Here is a 2,252-nt window from a genome sequence, read left to right as displayed (position 1 = left end):
GGGCGTCACCTCCCGCGACCGCCACGAGGCGGTCGATCTCTTCTTTCGTCCTGTTCTCCGTCACGGCCAGGAGCCAGCCCTTCTTCAACCCGGGGTACAGGGGTTCGAGGGGGTATCCGCCGATGATGCCGGCATCGAGCAGGCGACTGTTGAGTTCCGCAACGGGTCTTTCGCTGAGGAGCGCCACTTCCCTGAAGTGGGGAACCCCGGGGAAGGCTCTCCTGAATTTGCCGCTCTTTTCCAGTCGGCTTACGGCGTATTCCGTCTTCGCCACGATCTGCTCGCCCACCTCCCGGAGCCCCTGGGGCCCCATGAGGCTGAAGTAGACCGACGCGGCGACGATGCAGAGGTTCTGGTTGGAGCAGATGTTCGACGTGGCTTTCTCCCTCCGGATGTGCTGTTCCCTGGCCTGGAGGGTCAGGACGAAGGCCCGCCGCCCCTGGCTGTCGACGGTTTGGCCGCAGATGCGACCCGGCATCCTGCGCAGGAGGGGCTTGTTGACGGTGATGACCCCGAAAGCTGGGCCGCCGAAACTTATGGGGTTGCCGACGGTCTGCCCGTCGCCCGCGACGATGTCGGCGCCCAGCTTTCCCGGGGCCTCGAGGGTCCCCAGGGCCAGCAGGTCCGTGGACAGGATGAGCAGCGCCTCCGCTTGGTGCAATTTTTCGGCGAGGGCTTCCAGGTCCTCGATGGTGCCGAAGAAACTGGGCGACTGGACCACCAGGGCTGCCACGTCGCCGGCTGAAAGGGCAGCGTCCAGCGCTTCCTGGTCTACCGTGCCGCCGGCCGCGGGCAATTCACCCTGTTCGAGGCTCCGGCTCCAGCAGTAGGTGCGGAGGACGTCCCTCGTCTGGGGGTTGACGTTCTGTCCCCAGAGGATCTTCTTTTTCTTTGTAGCCGACGCCGCCAGGACCGCCGCCTCGGCGACCGCCGAAGCGCCGTCGTACATGGAGGCGTTGGACACCTCCATGCCGGTCAGTTCGCAGACCATGGTCTGGTACTGGAAGATGGCCTGGAGGGTGCCCTGGGACACCTCCGGCTGGTAGGGCGTGTAGCAGGTGGTGAATTCCCCCAGGGAGATGATGCTGTCCACGGCGGCGGGGATGAAATGGTCGTAGGCCCCTGCGCCCAGGAAACAGGCGAGGTCGTCGATGTTTCCATTGGCGCCGGCCAGTTCCCGTAGGTTCCTTAAAACTTCGGGTTCCGACAGCGCCTTGGGGATGTCCGGGAGGTTTTTCTGCCGGACCTTTTCCGGGATGCCCGAGTAAAGGTCATCGAGGTCGCCGACGCCGAGATATTCGAGCATCCGGCGCCGGTCTTCCGCCGTAGCGGGTGTATACCGGCTCATGAAGAACACCTCCTATTGGCTTTCCGCTTCGAGTTCCTCGAGGAGTTTGGCGTAGGCCCCGTGATCGAGAAGGGAGTCCAGTTCCCCGGGGTCGGCGACCTCGAGGCGTACGAGCCAGTTGGCGTAGGCGTCCTCGTTCAGCAGTTCCGGCGACTCCTCGAGGGCGTCGTTGACCTCGAGGACGGTCCCCGAGACGGGGCTGAACACGTCGTTCGCCCCCTTCACCGACTCGACGACGACGAAGTCCTCCCCGGCCTTGACCTTCCTGCCCTTGTCGGGAAACTCCACGTAGACGACGTCACCCATGGCATGCTGGGCGTAGTCCGTTATCCCCACGACGCCGACGCCGCCTTCCATCCTGATCCATTCATGCTCCTTGGTGTACCGGAGATCCTGGGGTATTTTGGTCATCTTTCTCATCCTCCCTTTTGGCTTTTTGCAAAAAGTATCGCTACCGTTTCCCGCTTTTCCTGTCGTAGAAGGGTCTTTTCACCACGGTACCCTTCTTCGGTTTTTCCCTGATCAGGACGCTGAGGTGTTCCCCTTCCTCCGGCGCCGGGGTCTTGACGAGGCAGAGGGCCATGTTGGCGTCCAGGGAGGGGCAGTATCCCCCAGAGGTCACCTTGCCCACCCTGTTTCCCGAGGCGTCGGCCACGTCCATGCCGGAGCGGGGCACCCCCTTGTTCTCGAGCCGCAGTCCGACTATCTTCCGCCGGAGTCCTTCTTCCTTCTGGCGCTTCAGCACCGGTTGGCCGATGAAACCGCCCGGCTTATCCACCTTGACGAAGAAACCGAAGCCGGCCTCCAGGGGCCCCAGGTCCTCGGAATACTCGTGACCGTAAAGCGGGAGCCCCGCCTCGAAGCGCAGGCTGTCCCGGGCGCCGAGCCCGATGGGGATCAGGCC

General features: G+C 63.7%; 3 protein-coding genes. All 3 read right to left on the bottom strand.

Features of this window, described 5'->3' with window-relative positions; translation table 11 throughout:
- The coding region (locus tag GX108_05790) for an aminomethyl-transferring glycine dehydrogenase subunit GcvPA (protein ID NLO56549.1) at positions 1-1,348 on the bottom strand (1,348 nt) is incomplete at its 3' end.
- Positions 1,349-1,360: 12 nt separating this feature from the next.
- A complete protein-coding gene (gcvH, locus tag GX108_05785) occupies positions 1,361-1,759 on the bottom strand; it encodes a glycine cleavage system protein GcvH (protein NLO56548.1) in 399 nt (132 codons plus the stop codon).
- Between the two features lie 40 nt (positions 1,760-1,799).
- Positions 1,800-2,252 (bottom strand): glycine cleavage system aminomethyltransferase GcvT (locus tag GX108_05780; GenBank protein ID NLO56547.1); only part of this gene is annotated, 453 nt, incomplete at its 5' end.

Source organism: Thermovirga sp. (assembly GCA_012523215.1).
GTDB lineage: Bacteria > Synergistota > Synergistia > Synergistales > Thermovirgaceae > 58-81.
Note: the sequence above shows the minus strand (reverse complement) of the source record. Positions and strands in the feature narration are given on the sequence as shown.

What these genes read in the sequence shown, in the direction of transcription:
- gcvH (NLO56548.1), bottom strand. Translation starts at nt 1,759, where the DNA reads ATGACCAAAATACCCCAGGATCTCCGGTACACCAAGGAGCATGAATGG.